At 61.9% G+C, this 18,540-nt stretch carries 20 protein-coding genes and 1 pseudogene; 7 read left to right on the top strand and 14 right to left on the bottom strand.

What is annotated here, in order from left to right; translation table 11 throughout:
- Window positions 1-103: 103 nt before the first annotated feature.
- A complete protein-coding gene (locus ACQY1J_RS15825; RefSeq protein WP_430250288.1) occupies window positions 104-1,501 on the bottom strand; it encodes an MFS transporter in 1,398 nt (465 codons plus the stop codon).
- Between the two features lie 181 nt (window positions 1,502-1,682).
- Here ACQY1J_RS15825 and ACQY1J_RS15830 point away from each other — a divergent pair, with 181 nt between their 5' ends.
- The gene (locus ACQY1J_RS15830) at window positions 1,683-2,312 is read left to right on the top strand and encodes an outer membrane protein (RefSeq protein WP_062453463.1); all 630 of its coding nucleotides are present in this window, start codon (window positions 1,683-1,685) and stop codon (window positions 2,310-2,312) included.
- 268 nt (window positions 2,313-2,580) lie between these two features.
- Window positions 2,581-4,500, top strand: a complete 1,920-nt coding sequence (locus ACQY1J_RS15835) for a diguanylate cyclase (RefSeq protein ID WP_430250289.1) — start codon at window positions 2,581-2,583, stop codon at window positions 4,498-4,500.
- 24 nt (window positions 4,501-4,524) lie between these two features.
- Here the strand turns inward: ACQY1J_RS15835 and ACQY1J_RS15840 are convergent, their stop codons facing one another.
- The 9 genes from ACQY1J_RS15840 to ACQY1J_RS15880 form a co-directional block, all read right to left on the bottom strand.
- Window positions 4,525-5,751 carry a nickel/cobalt efflux transporter gene (locus ACQY1J_RS15840; RefSeq protein ID WP_430250290.1) on the bottom strand — a complete coding sequence of 409 codons (1,227 nt, stop codon included), beginning with the start codon at window positions 5,749-5,751 and terminating at the stop codon, window positions 4,525-4,527.
- A gap of 26 nt (window positions 5,752-5,777) precedes the next feature.
- Window positions 5,778-6,059: a metal-sensing transcriptional repressor gene (locus ACQY1J_RS15845; RefSeq protein ID WP_062453466.1), complete on the bottom strand. Its 282-nt coding sequence runs from the start codon at window positions 6,057-6,059 to the stop codon at window positions 5,778-5,780.
- Window positions 6,060-6,172: 113 nt separating this feature from the next.
- Complete coding sequence (locus tag ACQY1J_RS15850; protein ID WP_062453467.1) at window positions 6,173-6,373, bottom strand: hypothetical protein; 201 nt, start codon at window positions 6,371-6,373, stop codon at window positions 6,173-6,175.
- A gap of 402 nt (window positions 6,374-6,775) precedes the next feature.
- Entirely contained in the window at window positions 6,776-7,111 is a 336-nt protein-coding gene (locus tag ACQY1J_RS15855) for a hypothetical protein (RefSeq protein WP_062453468.1), read from the bottom strand.
- Window positions 7,112-7,199: 88 nt separating this feature from the next.
- Window positions 7,200-7,397 carry a hypothetical protein gene (locus ACQY1J_RS15860; protein ID WP_062453469.1) on the bottom strand — a complete coding sequence of 66 codons (198 nt, stop codon included), beginning with the start codon at window positions 7,395-7,397 and terminating at the stop codon, window positions 7,200-7,202.
- 84 nt (window positions 7,398-7,481) lie between these two features.
- Window positions 7,482-8,447 (bottom strand): magnesium and cobalt transport protein CorA, encoded by a 966-nt coding sequence (locus ACQY1J_RS15865; protein WP_062453470.1) that lies wholly within the window; start codon window positions 8,445-8,447, stop codon window positions 7,482-7,484.
- 44 nt (window positions 8,448-8,491) lie between these two features.
- Window positions 8,492-8,692 carry a heavy-metal-associated domain-containing protein gene (locus ACQY1J_RS15870; protein WP_062453471.1) on the bottom strand — a complete coding sequence of 67 codons (201 nt, stop codon included), beginning with the start codon at window positions 8,690-8,692 and terminating at the stop codon, window positions 8,492-8,494.
- A 15-nt stretch (window positions 8,693-8,707) separates the two neighbouring features.
- Window positions 8,708-9,118 (bottom strand): Cu(I)-responsive transcriptional regulator, encoded by a 411-nt coding sequence (cueR, locus tag ACQY1J_RS15875; RefSeq protein WP_113111210.1) that lies wholly within the window; start codon window positions 9,116-9,118, stop codon window positions 8,708-8,710.
- Window positions 9,115-11,589, bottom strand: a complete 2,475-nt coding sequence (locus ACQY1J_RS15880; RefSeq protein ID WP_430250291.1) for a heavy metal translocating P-type ATPase — start codon at window positions 11,587-11,589, stop codon at window positions 9,115-9,117. Before ACQY1J_RS15880 ends, cueR begins: the two co-directional genes overlap by 4 nt.
- A 135-nt stretch (window positions 11,590-11,724) precedes the next feature.
- Between ACQY1J_RS15880 and ACQY1J_RS15885 the strand changes: the two genes are divergently transcribed.
- Window positions 11,725-12,060 carry a hypothetical protein gene (locus tag ACQY1J_RS15885; protein WP_192076624.1) on the top strand — a complete coding sequence of 112 codons (336 nt, stop codon included), beginning with the start codon at window positions 11,725-11,727 and terminating at the stop codon, window positions 12,058-12,060.
- Between the two features lies 1 nt (window position 12,061).
- On the top strand, window positions 12,062-12,868 hold the full coding sequence (locus ACQY1J_RS15890) for a hypothetical protein (protein ID WP_430250292.1): 807 nt from the start codon (window positions 12,062-12,064) through the stop codon (window positions 12,866-12,868).
- A gap of 82 nt (window positions 12,869-12,950) precedes the next feature.
- On the opposite strand, the gene ACQY1J_RS15895 is transcribed toward ACQY1J_RS15890, so the two are convergent.
- Window positions 12,951-13,418 carry a YcgN family cysteine cluster protein gene (locus ACQY1J_RS15895; protein ID WP_092662467.1) on the bottom strand — a complete coding sequence of 156 codons (468 nt, stop codon included), beginning with the start codon at window positions 13,416-13,418 and terminating at the stop codon, window positions 12,951-12,953.
- Window positions 13,419-13,580: 162 nt separating this feature from the next.
- On the opposite strand from ACQY1J_RS15895, the pseudogene ACQY1J_RS15900 reads away from it, so the two are divergent.
- Window positions 13,581-15,788 (top strand): annotated as a pseudogene (locus ACQY1J_RS15900) (transglycosylase domain-containing protein); the annotation flags it as partial.
- 198 nt (window positions 15,789-15,986) lie between these two features.
- Here the strand turns inward: ACQY1J_RS15900 and ACQY1J_RS15905 are convergent.
- Window positions 15,987-16,307 (bottom strand): HigA family addiction module antitoxin, encoded by a 321-nt coding sequence (locus tag ACQY1J_RS15905; RefSeq protein ID WP_184654777.1) that lies wholly within the window; start codon window positions 16,305-16,307, stop codon window positions 15,987-15,989.
- Window positions 16,279-16,563, bottom strand: coding sequence for a type II toxin-antitoxin system RelE/ParE family toxin (locus ACQY1J_RS15910; protein WP_113111216.1), 285 nt, complete (start codon window positions 16,561-16,563; stop codon window positions 16,279-16,281). Before ACQY1J_RS15910 ends, ACQY1J_RS15905 begins: the two co-directional genes overlap by 29 nt.
- Before the next feature lie 117 nt (window positions 16,564-16,680).
- On the opposite strand from ACQY1J_RS15910, the gene ACQY1J_RS15915 reads away from it, so the two are divergent.
- Window positions 16,681-17,265, top strand: a complete 585-nt coding sequence (locus ACQY1J_RS15915) for a DUF1214 domain-containing protein (protein WP_113111217.1) — start codon at window positions 16,681-16,683, stop codon at window positions 17,263-17,265.
- Window positions 17,262-17,843, top strand: a complete 582-nt coding sequence (locus ACQY1J_RS15920; protein ID WP_092662465.1) for a DUF1254 domain-containing protein — start codon at window positions 17,262-17,264, stop codon at window positions 17,841-17,843. Before ACQY1J_RS15915 ends, ACQY1J_RS15920 begins: the two co-directional genes overlap by 4 nt.
- Before the next feature lie 17 nt (window positions 17,844-17,860).
- Here the strand turns inward: ACQY1J_RS15920 and ACQY1J_RS15925 are convergent, their stop codons facing one another.
- A complete protein-coding gene (locus ACQY1J_RS15925) occupies window positions 17,861-18,034 on the bottom strand; it encodes a hypothetical protein (protein WP_156461810.1) in 174 nt (57 codons plus the stop codon).
- Window positions 18,035-18,540: the final 506 nt, after the last annotated feature.

Below are 18,540 nucleotides of genomic sequence, written 5' to 3' on the forward strand. Positions count from 1 at the left end.
TCTCTCCTTCGGCCCTTTCAGGGGCTTGGTCTCGGGTATGTGCTTGAGTCTGGTCTGTGGCGTATCCCCAATATGGGGTCTCGCGCCTGCGGAACAAGCAAGATCAGCCCTTATTGCCCGCCTCCAACCGCACCCCGAACCCGAGCAGAAACGTCACCAGCGCCGCGGCTGCGGACGTCCCGTAAAGCCAGTAGGCGACCTGCCCGGGATCGCCTTGCGACAACTGCCGTGTCAGCCCGGTCGCTGCCGCGATCATGCCGGCAAGCGCCGATCCGACGGCGTAGCCGGCCGTCGACATGGTCGGCAAAAGCGCGCTAGCCCGGTCACGCTCCTCGTCGCCGGCGGCCTCCATCGAGGCCTGGTTGATCGCCGCCCACGACAGACCGAAACCGGTGCCGATCGCCATCTGGCTCAGGACCACGAGCAGGATCTCCCGGACGTCGATCGATACCGCGATCATCAGGAAGCCCGCGAGCTGGAACAGCGGCCCGGCCCGCATCGCAAAGTGTCGTCCTTTTAGAGACTTGATCCGGCTGGAGGCCATCGCGACCGCGCTCCAGGTCAGCGCCATCGCCACCACGATATAGCCGACCGCCGCCGGTCCGATGCCCCACACGTCGCGGATGATCAGAGCCAGATAGGTGGCACCAGAGGCATGGCCCGCCGACATCAGGAACAGCATCCAGAACCCGTGGCCAAGCACCGATCCCAGCCTGAAAGCGCCAGCCGGAAACAACCGCGGCCCGAGCTTTCCATCCGTCGTCACGGTCAGCGCCAGCGCCAGTGATCCCAGCACCAGACAGGCGACCTGCCAGCCGATCACCCCCGTTGCGGACGACAGTGCGAAAATGAAGGACGCAGTCACGCAGAGCGCCACGGCCAGAGGCGCAAACGCGGCCTTTGCCGCGCTGCCGGTCTCGGGCGTCGTCAACAGCGTGAAAAGACCAAGCAGGATGAGAAACGGCGTCACCGCCAGAAACGCGGCATGCCACGAAAACGCCTCTGCGAGCAGCCCCCCGATCAGCGGCCCGAGCAGAGCCGCGACCGCCCAGACGGTTGCCTCCACCGCAAATACCTTCGCCGTCACCGCGGACGAGAAATTGGCCGGGATGAGGCTGTAGCAGATTGCCACGATCAGACCGTCGGCAATCCCCTGCAACAGTCTGCCCGCAACGATAAAGAAAAAGCTCGGCGCCAGAACCGCCATCAGACCGCCCAGCGAAAACAGCGCCATGGACCAGAACAAGCTGGATTTCACACCCAACCGATCGCGGAGATAGGCAGCACTGGTGCCGCCGGCGATCGAACCGATGAAATAGAGGCTGTAGACCCAGCTGAACCAGTCGCGCCCGCCAAGTTCGGCGGCGGCCAGCGGCATGGCGGCAACAATCGCGAACTGGTTGAAGGCATGCAACCCGATCCCGGCGGAAATCAGCCCCAGCATCAGGCCGTTCCGGCCGGACAAAAGCGTTTTCCATCCGGTGTCTGTTCTTGTCAGCACGGCATGCTCCTCGGTTCATTCGCAAGGCTTTCCCGACCGCAGCAGTGGCGGCGCAAAGTCCCCCGGTCAACGGTCAAGGATCGATTTTGGCGCGCGTGACATTTTAGCTACAGCTTTCCAAGCCGAACGCACTACATTGATCCTCATAACAAGCAGTCGTTGAAAACACGGAGAAATCATCATGAGGAACACACTCGTTCTCGCCGCAGCTCTTGCAGCCGGCCTCTCGTCCGCAGCTCTCGCCGCCGATGCGGTTGAGACCATTCCGAGCGCGCCAGTCGCCTACGAAACCGCTCCGGCATTTTCCTGGTCCGGTCCTTACCTCGGTATCCACGGCGGATACGGCTGGGGCGATGCTGATATCGAAGGCGCTGGTTCCCAGAACTTCGACGGCGCCCGCATGGGTGGCTTCGTCGGCTACAACTGGCAGTTCTCCAACGGTTTCGTTGCCGGTGTTGAAGGCGATGTCAACTACGACTGGAACAACGACGATGTCGCCGCTGGCGTCGATGCCGAAAGCGGCTTCTCCGGTTCGGCCCGTGCGCGTCTCGGTTACGCCATGGACCGCACTCTGATCTACGCAGCAGGCGGCTGGACAGCCACCAATGTCGAAGTCGACACGCCGGTTGGCGACGACGACGACACGCTGCACGGCTGGACCATCGGCGCTGGCGTCGATCACGCTTTCACCGACAACCTGTTCGGCCGCGTCGAGTATCGCTACAACGACTACGGCAACGGCAACCTCGCCGGCGCTGATGTCGACTTCAACCAGCACGTCGTGCAGGTTGGCCTCGGCGTGAAGTTCTGATCGCGTCAAGCATCTGATTGTATGAGGAGAAGGCTGCCGCTCGCGCGGTGGCCTTTTTCTTTGGAACTTGCTCTTCAGGGATTTCGGCCACTGTCCCGGCCATCATCACGGCAGGATCAGGCTCCCGTTGCGAGAGGTTCGCTTAACTTTCCTGTATTAGACGGGACTTGTCGGCTCTTTGCCCGTGGTCCTGCCGATGACGTCGCGCGCGACGTGAATCAGCCAGGTTGCAGTTTCGTGTTTTGACTATTTTCGGAAGTTTCTGCGCATGCCGTTTTCCCCATCGTCTCGCGGGGCAGACCCCGAGAACCGCAAAGGGCCAGGCCGCCGCACCAGACACGGCCTTGCCCCCGCTCTGGCGACGCCTGCGGCGGTATTGGGCTTCGGTGCGTTTCTGGCGCTTTTCGGCTGGGCGGAATATTCCAACTGGAAGACACAGGTCGCACGGGTCGAAGCGGCACTGGAACAGACGGCCGAAGCTATTACCCAGCATGCCGACGACGTGGTGGAAATGTCGCGGCTGCCGCTCGCAAGCCTGATCTCCAAGATCGAGGAGAAAGACGGCGAGGCCGATCTCGCCCAGGCGATCGACGCGCTGATGAAGCGCCAGCTCAGTGCGTCGCCCACACTCGATACGCTCTCCTATCTCAATGCCGATGGCCAGATGGTTGCGACCTCGTCGGCAACACGCCCCGCCGGGGTCTCATACCAGGACCGCGACTATTTCAAGTTCCACAAGGCCAGCCCCTTCCCGCTCCCGGTCCTTGGCAAGCCCATCCTCAGCCGGCTGACCCAGACCTGGGTCCTGCCGATCTCGCAGAAGGTGATTTTGCCGGACGGCACGTTCGGCGGGGTTGTGGTCTCCACCATCAAGGTCAACCATTTCGTCAATTTCTTCAGCCGCTACGATATCGGGTCCGATGCCTCCTTCCTGCTCGTTCGCGGAGATGGCGTGGTTCTCGCCCGCGCGCCGATGGCCGACAGCATTCTCGGCCAGGACATGTCCAAGAGCGACCTGTTTGCCCATGTCCGCCAGACCCGCGTCGGCGCCTTTCATTACCAGTCACCGATCGACCAGACGGCGCGGGCGGGTGGCTTTCACCAGAGCCAACTGACCGGCTTGGTGGCGCTCGCGGCCGCATCGGAATGGCAGGTGCTGATCTCCTGGGCGTCGACCGCGAGGACGCGCTGGATCTATGCGGCGATCCTTCTCATCGCGGCCGGGTTCGCCACGGTCTACTGGCGCCGCCAGATGCAATTGCGCCAGGAGCGCGAAGCGCTGGTCGCCGCGCGCGAAGCGGAGTTCCGCCTGCTCGCTGAATCCTCCAGCGACCTCATCACCCGGTTCGATGAACACGGCATCCGCGAATATGTCTCGCCCTCCTCGATCGGCATCCTGGGGCTCGAGCCAGAGGACCTGATCGGCCGCAGCATCTTTGCCGGCATGGCCGAAGATACCGAAGTCCTGGTGCGCCAGGCAACGGAGCGGCTCGGCAGTGGGCCTGGTCATGAGAAATTCCTGATCCGCCACGTCAAACCCGACGGCGAGGAAGTATGGCTGGAAACGGCGATGAGCCGTCTGCCGGCCTCGCATCCGGCCCAGGCGCCGCGGGTTGTGGCGATCACTCGCGATGTCAGCCGCCACAAGCGCGCACAGGACGAGCTCGATCTTCTCGCCAATACCGACGACCTGACAAGGCTTGCCAACCGGCGCTTCTTCAACGCGCGGTTCGAAGCGATGGTTACTGCGGCGAACCGTTCGATGATGCCGCTGTCGCTGCTGATGATCGACGCCGACCGTTTCAAGCTTTTCAATGACACCTATGGCCACGCGGCCGGTGACGAATGCCTGCGCGCGATCGCACAGGTGGTACGGTCAACCGTCATCCGTCCCGGCGATGTCTGCGCCCGCTATGGCGGCGAGGAAGTGGCGGTGCTGCTCGCCGCAACCGACGCGAAGGCCGCGCATGCCATCGCCGAAAGCATCCGCGTGGGCGTCGAAGAGATCGGTCTGGAACACGGCAGAAACCCACCCTCCAACCGCGCCACGATCAGCGTCGGCCTCGCCACGCTCACCCCCGGCCAGGACCTCGTGACGACCTCGCAAGCCCTCTTCAAGCGCGCCGACGAAGCCCTCTACAACGCCAAGGCCGCAGGCCGAAACCGGGTGGAGGTGGCGGGGAGCTAAGCCCCGCCCAATCCGCGACGCCCCTTACGCCGGCAGTCCCTGCCAGCCGTGGATGCCGACATAGAGGCCGACGGCGATGATGAGGAGGCTGGAGACGTAGGGAGCGCGACGGGCAACCGTCGAAAACCAGCTCCAGCGCGACGTGGCGTGACGCACGCTCAGCGCAGCAACGGCCCCGACGGTCACCAGCGTGATTGCAAGGCCGATGGAAAAGCACATGACCAGAACGAAGCCGAGCGTGAACTCCTTGAGCTGCAGGCAGAGAAGCAGAACCGTGATGGCGGCCGGGCACGGGATGAGACCTCCGGTCAGACCGAACAGAACGATCTGCCATGTGGTCACCTTGCGGTCGGTGAACCGGCGACGAATGTCGTTGGCATGCGCCATTTCATGGGCATCCTGATACCCGTCCGTCGCCACGTCTAGCCCCTGCATCTCGTCGTGGTCATGGTCGTGGCCTTCCGTGAAGGACAGGTCGTAGTCATGGGTATGGTTGCCGTGGCCAAGGCTCAGGCTTGCGACGAACGCATGCGGCTCGGGAATGTCCGTGGTCGACTGCAGATATCCGCCCTGATCGGCAAAGACGAAGGCCTGCCGCGATCCATCCGGGCGCTGTGTCGTGACGACGACATCGGACGCCGTCCAGCCGTGGCCGCGCTCGGAGCGAAAACGCCAGACAGGCGCAACGCCGTCTTCGAAGATTTCGAGCGTGACGATGCCGTGCCCGGTATCGACCCGCGTGATGTCACCGTGGCCTGCGGCATGCCCCTGCGCTGAACCCTGGTCATGTGCGCCGTGATGGGCGCCGTGATGGCCGTCGTGGCCATGGCCACCGTGGTGGCCGTGATGACCGTCATGCCCATGCGAGCCATCATGCCCGTGGGCGGCAGCGGCCTTTCCCATCTGCTGATCCTGCCATGTTCGCCACAGCATCCAGAGTGCGATCGCAATGATGACCGCCGCGGAAACAAGCTGGAAATAGGGTTCGGAAGCTTCGGCATCCATGCCCTGCCAGAGATACATGCCCGCAAAGGCGATGCCCCAGACGACGATCGTGTGCGAGATCGTCGCGGCAAGACCGAGCAGCACGGCCTGCGTGACTGTCCCCCTCACCGCAACGATAAAGGCTGCCATCATCGTCTTCGAATGGCCCGGCTCCAAGCCGTGCAAGGCCCCAAGCAGGATGGCGCTTGGAACAAACAGCCAGGCATGGGCAGATCCCTGCTGCAGGAGGTCGGCAAAATCAGGCATGGAAATATCTCACGGGTATTTAGGTCTCAAAGGTATTTGGTGATCGACTTGAACTCGTCGATGGAGTGGCGCTTCTCCCGATCGAGCGCGCCGATCGTGTCTTCGAGACAGTGGTCCAGATGGTCCTGGATCAGGGTGCGCTTGGCATTGGTGATCGCCTTTTCCACCGCATGCAGCTGCTGGGCGATGTCGAGACACGGCCTGCCGCCCTCGATCATGGCGATCACACTTTTGAGATGTCCCTCAGCCCGTTTCAGCCGCTTGACGATTTCGGGATGACTTTCGTGGACGTGATCGTGTTCTGTCATGCGATAATCCTATCCCCCTGGAGGGGATAAGGCAAGTATCTTCAGAACTGCTTTCATACGAGTTCCTCCAGCTCTCTGGGTGGAGGCTGCGAGCGTTGTGCCGTTAGCCTGGCTTACGACCGCCGGGCTTCCAGACGTCTTTTGTCACGCTGGATATATTCGAAACCCATCTCTGTCAGTCGGAACTGGCGTTTCTGGAACTCGCCGCGGATGGTGATGAAGCCCTGCTCTTCGGCTTCGCTCAGCGTCTTCAAGCTGGTGCCCTTGGGCGGAGACTGCCATTCGAGGCCGTTGGCGCTGTGAAGCAATACCATGATCTTGATGATTGTCGTGTCTCCCGGCCAATGCGTTCAGGCCAGACGAATAGCTTTTCGCACGATCCCCTGCAATGACCGATGTTCATGCAGGAATGTCGGGCCCGTGTTGCCAAATTCGCAATGGACTTGACGGCTGCGGTCTGCCAAAAGCGCGAAAGGACGCGACTGCCGTTATCTTTAGAACGGGGTCGGGTGGCCGATTGACGTCACGTCGCTGCCGCGAGATCACGCTGGCCGTCCTTTTGATTTCCCAGTTTTCCCAGCATTCAATCTACGACCTTGATTGTGACTGCGAACCTTTTGTCATGAAAAAAGGTCCTGCGGCTTTCACCGAGGACCTCTGATCAGGCTCGATCAGACGGGGGTAAGACCCGTCCAACCGCTACCGTCATTGTTTAATCAGCAACCGGTACCCTGGGCAGTTTCGCCCGTCAGGTTCGGCAGGTTGCCGGAGTTTGCAGCATCGCCTGGCTCACCGCCCGGTGCGCAGCCTGCGCGGCTACCGTAGGCGCCGGTCGAACCGACTGCCGAGCCCGGGGTAACGCTGCCTGTCGAATAGGGGTCTACAGTACCCGATGCGGCTGGCTTCGGCGGGATGTTGCCGCCGGCACCGCTCATGTTCTGCTGGACGTCCGCGCGGTTGGCCGAACCGTTCATATCATAGCTCGTCTGCGCAAATGCTGCAGAGGATAGGCCAAACGAAAGTGCGGCAACAACTGTCAATGTCTTGATCATTTTTGAATTCCTTTTCGTATCCCTACAGGGTGTTAACCGGCCGGGCACAAATTGGTTTCATCTCAAATTCCCGTGAGGAACCGCGCTTTTATGGAACCCGTTTGTCGATGAGCGACTGCGCATTGCGCGCTTCGCGTCGCAGCCAGCGTCGGTTGGCGACCTCGGGCAGATCGTGCGCTTTGGGAATGCGCTTGGTCTTCCAGCGGCGCAGGATCAAAAATCCGAGCGTGCCAATACCGGCAAGCAAGACAACGGCCAGCAGGATCATCGGGGTCTGGTCGACCATGGCGGGGTTCTCCGTAGCAAGGGTTTCATCTTTCTGACCGAACCAACTCGACGCCGGCTCGAGAGTTCCCTTGCTTGGTTGCAACTACAACCAGCCGGACTTCCGGAACCGGTAGAAAAGGATGCTGCAGAGAAGGACGATCGCAACCAGCACGGCGGGATAGCCGTATTCGGTCTTCAATTCCGGCATGTTCTCGAAATTCATGCCGTAGATGCCGGCGATGGCCGTCGGCACCGCAAGAATGGCGGCCCAGGCAGCCAGCTGCCTGGTGATGACGCCCTGGCGCTGCTGTTCCAGAAGGTTCGAGGCTTCAAAGACCGAGGTGATGACTTCGCGAAGTCCGCCCACCATGCCTTCGACCCTTCGGATATGATCGAGCACGTCACGGAAGAACGGCTTGGCGTCCCGGTCGAGGCAGGGAAGGTCGAGATTGACGAGCTTGCCCGCCACTTCCGACATCGGGCCCAGGATACGCCCGAACAGGATCAGCTGACGGCGCAGGCGGAAGAGACGGCGGATCTGTTCGCGTTCGAGAAAGTTCGCGAGCATTTTTTGCTCCATTTCCAGCACCTTGTCCTCGATCGTCTGCACCAGCGGCAGATAGCCGTCGGCGATGAAATCGATGATCCCGTGCAGGACGTAGTCAGGCCCCTTGGAGAGCAGCTGCGGCGAGGCTTCGAGCTGTGCCCGGATGGCGGCATGGTTGCGGGCCGAGCCGTGCCGGACGGTGATGATGTGGCGCCTTCCGACGAAGATCGCCGTCTCGCCATACTTGAATTTCTCGCCTTCCAGATGGGCGGTCTTTGCCACCACGAACAGCTGTTCGCCATAGGCTTCCACCTTGGGCACCTGATGGGCGTTGATGGCGTCTTCGACCGCAAGAGGGTGCAGCTCATAGGTTTCGGCCAGCGCATGCAGCTCGTCCGGTGACGGCTCGTGCAGGCCGATCCAGACGAAATCCTGACCGGACAGTCTCGGCGCCGGCCCATCGACAGGCACCGCCTCGGCACGTTTTCCGTTGCGGTACACATAGGAAGCGACAACTGTCATGGTATGCTCTGCGATGGAGTATGGTCTGCGATGCCGATAACGTACTAGGCCTTGGCCCGTTCCGGCGAATAACCCGCGTCACGGATCGCTTGCGCGGCCTTTGCCTCGTCGCCACCCACCATCACCGTATGCGTGACAAGATCGATCGACACGGGTGCATCCGGCAGCGCTTCGGCGAGAGCGTTTCGCAGGGTCTTTTCGCAGTGGCCGCAGGTCATGTCCGGCACGGTGAAGATCACGGTCATCTCAGGTCTCCTTCTTCAATCTGTATGCGCCGGTGACGCGGAACCGGCAAGGTCGTCGAGGATCGGGCAGTCGGGACGGTCGTTTCCACCGCAGCAATGGGCAAGGTGCTTCAATGTCTTGACCATGCCCTGCATCTCCGCGATGCGCCGCTCCAGATCGTCGATATGGGTGGTGGCGATGTCCTTGACGGCGGCGCTCTCGCGGCTGCGGTCCTGCCACAGTTTCAAGAGCGCCTGCGTTTCCTCCAGCGAAAAACCCAGCGAGCGGGCGCGCTTGATGAAGCGCAGCACATGCACCTGATCGCTGCCATAGGTCCGGTAATTGTTGCCGGTGCGGGCGGCCGGCGTAATCAGGCCGATCTCCTCGTAATAGCGGATCATCTTGGCCGAAACGCCGGATGCCTGTGCGGCCTCGCCGATATTCACGCTTTCTCTCCCAGTGCGACGGTTTTCAATCGCAGCGCATTGCCAAGCACGAACGTGCTCGACAGCGCCATGGCGGCAGCGCCCAGCATCGGCGAAAGCGTCAATCCGAGCAAGGGATAGAACAGACCGGCGGCGAGCGGGATCAGCGCCACGTTATAGCCGAACGCCCAGAACAGGTTCTGCCTGATATTGCGCATCGTTTCCCGGCTGATGGCAATCGCCGACACCACGCCGGTCAGATCGCCGCCGACCAGCACCACATCGGCGCTCTCGATCGCCACATCCGTACCGGTGCCGATGGCAATGCCGACATCCGCATGCGCCAGCGCCGGCGCATCGTTGATGCCGTCGCCGACAAAGGCGATCCGGCGTGCCCGGGGTGAAGTCGCCTGTGGCGAGGACACGGCGGCGGAACCGCTCCCCTTCCGCAGGTCATCCAGCGCCTTCACCTTGCCCTCGGGCAGAACCTCGGCAACGACCGTATCGATCCCCACCTGGGCTGCAATCGCTTGTGCGGTGCGACGGTTGTCGCCGGTCACCATGGCAACCTCGATGCCCATCGCCCGCAGCGCCTTGATGGCCTGAACGCTCGACGGCTTCAGCGGATCGGCAACGGCAATCACAGCCGCCAGACGACCGTCTATCGCCGTATAGAGCGGCGACTTGCCCTCGCCGGCCAACCGGGCGGCCGTCTGTTCCAGGGGCGTGACCGAAATGCCGAGCTTGTCCATGAACCTGTCGGCGCCGACCGAAACGTCCCGGCCATCGACGCGGGCACTGATGCCGTAGCCGGTGACGGAGCGGAAATCCTCGGTCTCGGCCAAGACCAGACCCTTCGCCTCCGCCGCCTTGACGATCGCATCCGCAATCGGGTGTTCGGAGCGACGCTCGACGGCGGCGGTGAGGCGCAGGACCTCGTCTTCCGATAACCCGTCCACGACATCCAGATCCGTCAGCTGCGGCCGTCCCATCGTCACCGTGCCGGTCTTGTCGAACACGACGAGATCCACATCCGACAGCGCCTGCAGCGCATCGCCCTTGCGGAAGAGCACGCCGATGCCCGCCGCCCTGCCCGCCCCGACGACGATCGAGACCGGGACGGCGAGACCCATGGCGCAGGGGCAGGCAATGATCAGCACCGCCACCGCCGCCACCAGCGCATGCGACAGCCGCGGCTCCGGTCCCACCAGGAACCAGACGACGAATGTAACGACCGCCAGAAGCATCACGGCCGGCACGAACCACGCAGTCACCTTGTCCACCAGCGTCTGGATCGGCAGTTTGGCGCCCTGCGCCTGTTCCACCAGCCGGATGATGCCGGCAAGCGCCGTATCGCGGCCGACCTTTTCGGCGCGGAAACGGAAGGAGCCGGTGCGGTTGACCGTTCCGGCGGTGACAAATGCACCCGCCATCTTCTCGACCGGCAGCGGCTCACCTGTGATCATCGATTCATCAACATTCGATTGCCCGTCGATCACGGTGCCATCGACCGGCAGACGTTCGCCGGGACGGATGACGACGATATCGCCGACCACGACCTCGGACGAGGGAAGATCGACGACCGCCCCGCTCCTTTCGACCCGCGCGGTTTTCGCCTGCAGACCGGCCAGTTTCTCGATTGCCTCGCCGGTGCGGCCTGTGGCACGCGCCTCCAGCAGGCGGCCGAACAGGATCAGCGTCACGATGACGGCGGCCGCTTCATAATAGACAAAACGCGCGCTTTCCGGCAGCAGTCCCGGCGCGAATGTCGCAAATACCGAATAGCCATAGGCGGCCAGAACGCCCACTGCGACCAGCGAATTCATCTCCGGATGGCCCCGCAACAGGGCCGGCAGACCAAGCTTCAGGAACCGCAGACCCGGCCCGAAAATCACCACCGTTGCCAGCACGAAGTAGAGGTAGTGGAGGTTCTGCGTGTCGATGACTCCCATCAGCCAGTGATGGAACGGCGCATAGACGTGGCCCGTCATCTCCAGCACGAACAGCGGCAATGTCAGCACTGCCGCAATGGCGAGATCACGCTTCAGGACACCCGCTTCACCGCCATGCATATGGGCATGGTCGTGAGCGGCGTTTTCATGCGTTGGATGCGGATGCTCGGCTTGGGAATGGGCGGCCCCGGTATGATCAGCATGGGTATGATCAGCCTGCGCGCTCGTCTCCGCAGGCTTCAACGCCGGGTGATGATCAGAGCCCGCGTCAAAACCCGCTTCCCGCAGCGCAAGATCCATCGCGCCGTCGGGGATCTCGTAGCCCATCTTGCGGACAGCCGCCTCCAGCGTCTCCGGATCAAACCCCGCGCCCGTTTCGACCGTGAGCTTCTTCGTTGCAAAGTTGACAGCGCTTTTCTCGACGCCCGCCACTTTGGCCGCTGCGGTTTCCACCCGGCGCACGCAGGAGGCGCAGGTCATGCCCTCGACGGGCACGGTGATCGGTTCGGAGCGATGGATGGGGCGAATAATCTGGTTCATGGGTCGCGATCCTCTTCGCATCACCATGTAGGGCTTCCCATCATGGGAAGGTCAAGGGCCAGCCGGGTATTTAGCTCTGGCGGATGCTTGTACCGTATCCGGGATACGCCTATTCTACGATGAAGGGAGTTCGCTATGCCGGTGCGCGACAGAATGAAGCGATATCGCGAAAGCGGAGGTGCAGCGCATCTTGTCCGGGTCGAAGTGCTGGTCCCAGCGTCGCAACGGCAGGATATACTCGCAAGCGCTGCAGCGATGCGTGATGCGCACCGAGATAAAAGAGGCAGGATACAGGCGCTCTGCGATCAGGCCGTCACGCTTTACCGGTTGCGCATCCTCGACAACATCGACCTCGACCGGCTGCACACCCTCACGGACCGAGCCCGTGTCATTGCCAACGCCTTGATGGAACGCGGCGACGCCCGCGCCTTTGCCCTCGGGCGAAAGCTAATTGCTGAACTGGACGAGTGACGTGGCTCCCACCGACCTGCAGAAAGCCATCCTCGCGGTCATTGCCGGCAATCGATCCGAAACCAGCTATCTGGCCGGTGGCCTGCTGCTTAACCGCGACTGGCCGCGTCAGTCGGACGACATCGACATCTTCCACGATACGGACGAGGAAATCGGCGAAATCGCCACGCGCGACATCGAGGCGCTGCGGTGCCATGGCTTCCATGTGGCAATCGACGTGTTCATCTATGGCTGCGTCGAGGCAACCGTCAGCTGTGCCGGCGAGGCAACCCTGATCCAGTGGATGAGCGAGACGCGACAGCGCTTTTTCCCCCTTGTGGACGACCCCGAATGGGGGATGCGACTGCATCAGGCCGATCTTGCCGTTAACAAGGTTCTAGCGGCCTCCACCCGACGCAAGGCCCGCGACTACGTGGATCTCATTCTGATCGCTGAACGCTTCTGCGCGCTCGGTCCGCTCGTCATGGCAGCAGCGGGAAAACCGCCACACTATTCGCCGGTTCGCATCACGGACGAGATCCGCCACAAGGGATTGTCGGTTGCTTCGACCGACTACCAGTCCGTCAAGGGAATCTCCGGCGCTCTTGGCGCTGACGTTATTCGCGAACTCCTGCAACAGGCCATTGATAGAGCCGAGATCTATGTCCGCAGCGCACCGGCCGATCTCGTCGGGCTGCTGGCGGTCGATGCGGCCGGGACTCCGGTGGAAGTGGGTGGGGATCGCCCCTACACGATCCGAAAGGCAACGACGGAACCCGAAATTCCGCTAGGTTTTCCGGGCGAGGACTTTCCCTGGCGAAAGACCTGATCAACGCATCTGCCGCCCGGTGCATTCTGTCCCGACCACAAAAGAACCAGTTGCGCTTGGGGAGATCCCGAGGCTCTCCTACCTAGCCCCGCTGTGCCTCGCCGACATGCAGTGGCCAGTCGATCAGATAGTCCTCGAAATCCTCGACATCGACCTCTTCTTCGCTGATCGTGCGGCCGCGGGCCGAGATGCCGGCCTGGTGAACCGTTTCCGGATCGCCTGAGATCAGCGGGTGCCACCAGTAAAGATCATGGCCGTCGCGCACCAGCCGGTAGCCGCAGGTCGGCGGCAGCCAGGGGATTTCGTCCACCTGGGCCGGCGTCAGCTGGATGCATTCCGGAACGGTCGCCTGGCGGTTGGGATAGTCCTTGCACTGGCAGCTCGTGCCGTCGAGAAGCCGGCAGGCAACCGAGGTGAAAGCCACCTCGCCCGTGTCGTAATCCTCGAGCTTGTTGAGACAGCAGAGCCCGCAGCCATCGCACAGGCTTTCCCACTCCTGCTGGGACAGATCCTCAAGCGTCTTGGTTTTCCAGAATGCGTCTTCCATCATCATATCTGTCGCGGATGGGGACCAATTTTCCCCTGCCGCCTTTACCCTGTTGCGGATTCTCTATCGCGCATAAACCTTTTGTCAGCTAATGCTGAATAACGGTGAGACGCTCATGCCTTTGATCCCTCCGGGGGGTCGGCGTCAAGCGTTTCTCATCGGGCGATGGGGGAAATGGGGCAGGAACTTCCAGTGCAGGACCATCCGAAATCACCGGTTAAGCAAGAGCGCTCCGGCTCCTCGCGCAAGAAGCGCCACATCCTACTGCGGATCGACAGCTGGATCGATTCCACTGTCTGGAACCTCGGTTTCCGGGCCGGCGAAGTCTGGGAAGAGATCACCATCTTCTTCCGGCGGTTCCGCGTTACAGGCTTGAAAAAGCTTGGTTTCGAGCTTGCCGGCGAGGCTATGACGCTCGGCACGGTCGGTTGCGTTGCGCTTCTGGCGCTTGCCCAGCCAGCCTTTGAAGAAACCAAGGAAGACTGGCGCAACCGGGGCGATTTCGCCGTCACCTTTCTCGACCGCTACGGCAACGTCATCGGCCATCGCGGCATCATCCATGAAGGCTCGGTTCCGATCGAGCAACTGCCCGACCACCTGATCAAGGCTGTTCTGGCGACCGAGGACCGTCGCTTCTTCGATCACTACGGGATCGACTTCATCGGCCTCGGCCGCGCGCTTTCCGAAAACGCCAAGGCCGGCGGTGTCGTCCAGGGCGGATCGACGCTGACCCAGCAGCTGGCGAAGAACCTGTTCCTCACCAACGAACGGTCGATCGAGCGCAAGATCAAGGAAGCGTTTCTGGCCATGTGGCTGGAGGCGAACCTTTCGAAGAAAGAGATCCTGTCGCTCTATCTAGACCGCGCCTATATGGGCGGCGGCACGTTCGGGGCAGCCGCGGCAAGCCAGTTCTATTTCGGCAAGAACATCACCGAAGTCAGCCTTGCGGAAAGCGCGATGCTGGCCGGCCTGTTCAAGGCACCGGCGAAATATGCGCCGCATGTGAACCTGCCGGCTGCGCGCGCCCGCGCCAATGACGTTCTGTCCAACCTTGTACAGTCAGGCCTGATGTCGGAGGGCCAGGTGATCGCGGCCCGCCGCACGCCGGCAACCGCGATCGACCGCGCCGAGGTCAAGTCGCCAGACTATTTCCTCGACTGGGCCTTCGACGAGGTGCAGCGGCTGGCCAAGGCCGGCAAGATCCGCGAGCATTCGATGGTGGTCAGGACCACGATCGACATGGGCCTGCAGCAGGCAGCCGATGCCGCGATGGAAACCAGCCTTCGCGAATACGGCGACAGCTTCAAGGTGAAGCAGGGCGCCATGGTGATGATCGAAAACGGCGGCGGCGTGCGCGCCATGGTCGGCGGCCGCGACTATGGCGAAAGCCAGTTCAACCGTGCCACCAAGGCGCTGAGACAACCGGGCTCGTCATTCAAGCTCTATACCTACTCCGCCGCGATGGAGCACGGCTACAAGCCGGAGTCGGTGATCTCCGACGCTCCGATCACCTGGCGGGGCTGGTCGCCGCAGAATTACGGTCGCTCCTACAAGGGCAAGGTGACCCTGATGAGCGCCATGCAGCAATCGCTCAATACGGTGCCTGTCCGGCTTGCCAAGGATGTGCTCGGCACCGACGTCATCGTCAACACCGCAAAGGCGTTCGGGGTCGAGACGCCGCTCAGAAGCGACAAGACGATCCCGCTCGGAACGTCCGAGGTAACGGTACTCGACCAGGCCACCGCCTATGCGGTGATGCCGGCCGGCGGCGTGCAATCGCATCGCCACGGGATCGAGCAGGTTCTCGGTTACGGCGGCAACATTCTCTACGATTTCGGCCGCGACGAGGCGCCGGCAAAGCGGGTTCTGTCCGAACAGGCGACCTCATCGATGAACCGCATCCTGACGACGATCCCCTATCAGGGCACGGCGCGGCGGGCGGCACTCGATGGCGGCATCGTCACCGGCGGCAAGACCGGCACGTCGCAGAGCTATCGCGACGCCTGGTTTATCGGCTTTACCGGCAATTACACGACGGCGGTGTGGTTCGGAAACGACGACTTCACCTCGATGAACAACATGACCGGCGGCTCGCTTCCGGCGATGACCTTCAAGGTGCTGATGGACTACGCCCATCAGGGGATCGAGCTGAAACCCATTCCCGGCATCGAAAACCCGCTGCCGAACGGCGACCACAAGAGCGACAAGAAGAGCCAGGAAATTGCGAAAGCGAAGGAAGGCGAGAATGCCCTGCCGCCGCTGCAAAGACCGCGCTCGCTTTCGGCTGAGGCCACCAGAACGCTGAAGCAGATCGGCAAGGCGCTGTCCGAGGCTCCACCGCTTGCAGCGGGCGGCCCCAAGGTCGCCGATGCCGGCAAGCCAGCTGTCGACGGGCAGGCAACGTCTGTTCAGGGTGACAAGGTCCAGGGCGCCGCTACCCAAAGCGACAAGGCGTCGGTGCCGGAAGCCGGTCCCGTGACGGGCTCGATATCGACCCGGCATCAGCCGAAACAGTCGACGGCAAAGGTGACGCCGATCAATCTGGAAGTGCGGCGCTAGGTGGGTTGAGCGTCAGGCAGCGCGCGGGGTGATCCGCTCGAGCTCATCTCCGAGTTCGCGGCGGCGGCGAAGAAGCTCGTAATCAGCCTGCAGGCCGAGAAAGACGCCTTCCGACATGCCGAAATAGCGTGCCAGACGGAGATCCGTATCGGCTGTGATCGAGCGCTTGCCAAGCACGATCTCGTTGATGCGCCGGGGTGGAACGCCGACGGCACGGGCAAGCCCGTTCTGGCTAAGCTGCATCGGCTTTAAGAAATCCTCCAGAAGAATCTCGCCGGGATGCGGGTTCGGCAGCCATTCAGCATCAGCTGTGGTAGTCGACGATTTCAACATGTTCGGGGCCTCCGTCAGTCCAAATGAAACATATGCGCCACTGATCGTTGATGCGTATCGAATGTTGCCCTGCTCGGTTCCCGCGCAGCGCCTCGAGACGATTTCCAGGCGGCACGTTCAGATCCAACAGCACACGCGCCTGATTGAGCAGACGCAGTTTCCGCAATGCGGGTGACTGAATATCTCCAGGTAGCCTGCGGCTTCGCAGGCCGTCCCAGATCCGTTCGGTCTCACGATCTGCAAAATCTTTGATCATGCGGAACCATAACGCATGCCGTCATAGCAATCAATATGCCGCGCGAGGCCCTTCCCCCTTCCCGCCAAACAATGCTAACCCTTCGCGAACGCTCCAAAAAGACACAAAGCCAATCCCGTGTTCCGTATCCCCTTCCTCATCGCCGTTGCACTTGCCATCGCATTCGGCGGCGGGATCTGGTCGACCCGGCTGGCGCTTGATGCGACGACCGGGTTCGGGGCGCTCCGGATCGGGCCTTGGGAGGCGTTTCCGCAGGCGCAGACGGCCGATGCAGACCCTTATGCCAAATCGCACCGGGCCAATGCCGGCAAGCTTCTCTACGCCAGTGCCGAAGGCCTGACCTTTACCGCGACGACCGACATGACAGGCGAGCGGCTTGTGGCAAGCTGCTCCTACAGGATCCGGGGTCACACGCCGCAGGCACGGTTCTGGACGCTGTTTGCGCAGGCGCCCGGGGCTGCTGCACCCTCGCTGTCGTCGGATTTGCCGCAGGCGCTCAATTCGCGCATCACGCTGCGCCAGCCGAATGGCGAGTTCGAGATCACCGCATCGCCGACGGCCAAGTCCGGCAACTGGCTGGCTCTCACACAAAGCGGGGACTTCAGGCTCGTCCTCACCCTGTTCGACACGCCGACCGCGGGCAGTTCCGGACTGATCGACCTTGCCATGCCGCTCATTGAAAAGATCGGATGCGGCCCATGATCCGGCGGTTTTTCACAGGTCTGGCATTTGCTGTCGCGGCGGGACTTGTCGGGGCAGCACTGCTGCATTTGATCATCGTGCTCGCACTGCCGCATTTTTCGGAAAACGATGCTTATACGCGGGTGCTGAAGGAAGGCGAAACGCAACGGTTCTACCGACTGACCGAAACGGCGGACCGGGCCGGTCTTTCCAAGGACGATCCCTTCGTGGAGACCGCTGTCTGCGGTTTTGACGTATCGGAAGGCCCGGTCAGGCTGACGGCTGAAAATACCGGCCTGCCGTTCTGGTCGCTCGGGATCTATGACGGGGCGTCCAACGAGGTGTTCAGCATCAACGACCGAACGTCGCCGGGCGGCATGCTGGATGTGGTGATCGCGACGCCGACGCAGATGACGATGCTGCGCAAAAGCCTGCCCACCGGGATCAGCCAGTCGATCCTTGTCGAGAGCCAGTCGGGCGAAGGCTATGCAGTGCTGCGGGCGCTGACGCCGCAGGCGAGTTTTTCTGAGGCAGCCACACAGTTTCTGAAGGACGCGGATTGTGGCGCGTTCCAGTGGCGCGGCAGAAGCCGCTTCTAGGTCCGTTTCGTACCGGCCTACTCGGCGCGGACGGCGTGGTTTTCGGCCTTGCGGTCCATCCGGTCGTCGAAACGCTCGTAGCGCACGCCGGTAAACAGCACCACTTCGCCGGGATCGGCTTCGCCGATGCGGATCTGCGGCTTGCGGCCATGCTGGTCACGCCATTTGTTCAGTATCACGATCTCTGCCATGCTCGTCTCCGTGACTTTACGAATTCGAGACGGATGAAGACGAAGATATCTCACCCTGCCCTTTCGGGGCTGACGCGACCTGCCTGATACGGCAGGAACATCCGCGTCCTTCTCGTCAGAGCGCCCAATCGCGGCGCAGCGACATTACCTTAGAAAAGCGACCTCACGGTCGTTATGCGAGCCTTCGGGCCATCTAGCCAGTTTTACGGGCTTTCAGGGTGCCCCGACGCTTATAAAACCGGATGCTACGGCCCGGTTACAGACCAATACAGCCAGACGTGGATTAACAGTGAGTTAATTCTAATATGGCAGTTGATATCGACGTATGCTGGTATCAGGCTGATGAACGCCAAAACGGCATCTTTGTTCACCGCGTCATTCAAACTTCACAGTCTTCGAACGGCACAATTTTGTCGTTTTCGAACGGTCATCGGTGCGCCAAAACGAGCCGCTTTCACTGACCGTTAACCCTCAAAGCGTTAGCATCTGGTAAACCAAGGCGAAAC

The sequence above is a fragment of the Neorhizobium sp. DAR64860/K0K1 genome (assembly GCF_050500205.1).
Taxonomy (GTDB): domain Bacteria; phylum Pseudomonadota; class Alphaproteobacteria; order Rhizobiales; family Rhizobiaceae; genus Neorhizobium; species Neorhizobium soli.

Bases quoted from the DNA above. Each gene is read 5' to 3' on its own strand.
- ACQY1J_RS15905 (WP_184654777.1), bottom strand. From the start codon at position 16,307: ATGTTGAAATCGTCGACTACCACAGCTGATGCTGAATGGCTGCCGAAC.
- ACQY1J_RS15850 (WP_062453467.1), bottom strand. From the start codon at position 6,373: ATGGTATTGCTTCACAGCGCCAACGGCCTCGAATGGCAGTCTCCGCCC.
- ACQY1J_RS15910 (WP_113111216.1), bottom strand. From the start codon at position 16,563: ATGATCAAAGATTTTGCAGATCGTGAGACCGAACGGATCTGGGACGGC.
- ACQY1J_RS15880 (WP_430250291.1), bottom strand. From the start codon at position 11,589: ATGAACCAGATTATTCGCCCCATCCATCGCTCCGAACCGATCACCGTG.
- ACQY1J_RS15835 (WP_430250289.1), top strand. From the start codon at position 2,581: ATGCCGTTTTCCCCATCGTCTCGCGGGGCAGACCCCGAGAACCGCAAA.
- ACQY1J_RS15860 (WP_062453469.1), bottom strand. From the start codon at position 7,397: ATGGTCGACCAGACCCCGATGATCCTGCTGGCCGTTGTCTTGCTTGCC.
- ACQY1J_RS15830 (WP_062453463.1), top strand. From the start codon at position 1,683: ATGAGGAACACACTCGTTCTCGCCGCAGCTCTTGCAGCCGGCCTCTCG.
- ACQY1J_RS15920 (WP_092662465.1), top strand. From the start codon at position 17,262: ATGATCCGGCGGTTTTTCACAGGTCTGGCATTTGCTGTCGCGGCGGGA.
- ACQY1J_RS15885 (WP_192076624.1), top strand. From the start codon at position 11,725: ATGCCGGTGCGCGACAGAATGAAGCGATATCGCGAAAGCGGAGGTGCA.
- ACQY1J_RS15855 (WP_062453468.1), bottom strand. From the start codon at position 7,111: ATGATCAAGACATTGACAGTTGTTGCCGCACTTTCGTTTGGCCTATCC.
- ACQY1J_RS15925 (WP_156461810.1), bottom strand. From the start codon at position 18,034: ATGGCAGAGATCGTGATACTGAACAAATGGCGTGACCAGCATGGCCGC.
- ACQY1J_RS15865 (WP_062453470.1), bottom strand. From the start codon at position 8,447: ATGACAGTTGTCGCTTCCTATGTGTACCGCAACGGAAAACGTGCCGAG.
- ACQY1J_RS15840 (WP_430250290.1), bottom strand. From the start codon at position 5,751: ATGCCTGATTTTGCCGACCTCCTGCAGCAGGGATCTGCCCATGCCTGG.
- ACQY1J_RS15845 (WP_062453466.1), bottom strand. From the start codon at position 6,059: ATGACAGAACACGATCACGTCCACGAAAGTCATCCCGAAATCGTCAAG.
- ACQY1J_RS15895 (WP_092662467.1), bottom strand. From the start codon at position 13,418: ATGATGGAAGACGCATTCTGGAAAACCAAGACGCTTGAGGATCTGTCC.
- ACQY1J_RS15870 (WP_062453471.1), bottom strand. From the start codon at position 8,692: ATGACCGTGATCTTCACCGTGCCGGACATGACCTGCGGCCACTGCGAA.